Below are 1,199 nucleotides of genomic sequence, written 5' to 3'. Positions count from 1 at the left end.
GCTCCGTGAGCTTGCCGTCCTTGACGCGCATCGAGGCGCGCAGTGATGTTGGGCCTGCGCTTTGCAGCGAGAGGCCGGTAAAACGAGTGGGCAGCGCTACCTCGTCGCCTTCTGCTGCTGAAGCGAGGAAGACGGACTCAAAGAGCGCCGGATGAAGATTGAAGGCCGCTGCCGATTCCTTCTGCTCTGGCGTGAGCGCCGCCTCGATGAAGCGTTGATCGCCGCTCTGCCAGGCGGCCGTGATCAGATCAAACGCGCCGCCTAGTTCTTCGAGCTGGGAGAGGATCTCATCGGGGTCGATCTCTTTGGCGCCTTCGGGCGGCCAGGGCGCGGCTTCTGCCGGCTGAGTTGTGCGGGCCGAGAGAGCTCCGATCGCGTGGCGGACCCAGACGGCTTCCTCTGCGTCTTCTGCTGCTGCTTCACCGCGCGAGTGGATCTCAACCGCGCGCTGGCCGTCTTGACCCGGAGCAGTCAGCGCAACCTGGATCTGCACGGCTCCCTCTTCTGGGATGACCAGCGGCGCTTCGAGCACCAGCTCTTCGATTGTCGTGAGTCCTGCGCTGCTTGCTGCGGCGAGCGCGAGTTCCGCAAAGCCAGTTCCCGGGAACAGCGCTGCGCCCATGATCCTGTGGTCAGTGAGCCACGGGTGGGTGGCGAGCGAGATGCGGCCGGTGAGCAGCCACTCGTCCTCCTTTGCAAGATGCGTGGCCGATCCAAGCAGCGGATGGGTAAGCGCGCCAAGTCCGAGCTGACGCGCGTCGCCGACTCCTCCGCTTGACGCCTCAAGCCAGTAGCGCGTGCGCTGGAAGGCGTATGTCGGGAGCGTTGTCTTCTTTGCGCCGGTGTTCTTGAAGAACTTCTCCGCATCGAGCTGCGCGCCCGTCGCTCCAGAGGTCACTGCGCCAAAGAGGCCGGCAGTTAGCGCCAGCTCTTCGGACTGTCCCTTGCGCAAAAGACTGAAGGCCTTAGGGGCATCATCAAGCTGAGCGCTCATTGCCGTGAGCACAGGATCTGGTCCGAGCTCGAGCATCACTGCTGCGCCTGAGGTGGTCAGCGCCTGCAGCCCATCAAAGAAGCGAACCGGCTGCCTCACCTGGGAGGCCCAGTATGCCGGCGAGGTTGCCTCTTCTTCGCTGAGCTCCTTGCCCGTGACGTTTGAGATCACCGGGATCTTTGGCGCCGAGAAGCTGATCTCTCCT

1 protein-coding gene is annotated in these 1,199 nt (G+C 63.7%); it reads right to left on the bottom strand.

The annotated features are described in order from the left end of the window. A partial coding sequence (locus ACREB4_RS21275; protein ID WP_431590234.1) for a polyketide synthase dehydratase domain-containing protein occupies positions 1-1,199 on the bottom strand: 1,199 nt, incomplete at both ends.

Origin of the sequence: Aquabacterium sp. (assembly GCF_050725395.1) — a bacterium.
Lineage (GTDB): Bacteria > Pseudomonadota > Gammaproteobacteria > Burkholderiales > Burkholderiaceae_C > Aquabacterium.
Note: the sequence above shows the minus strand (reverse complement) of the source record. Positions and strands in the feature narration are given on the sequence as shown.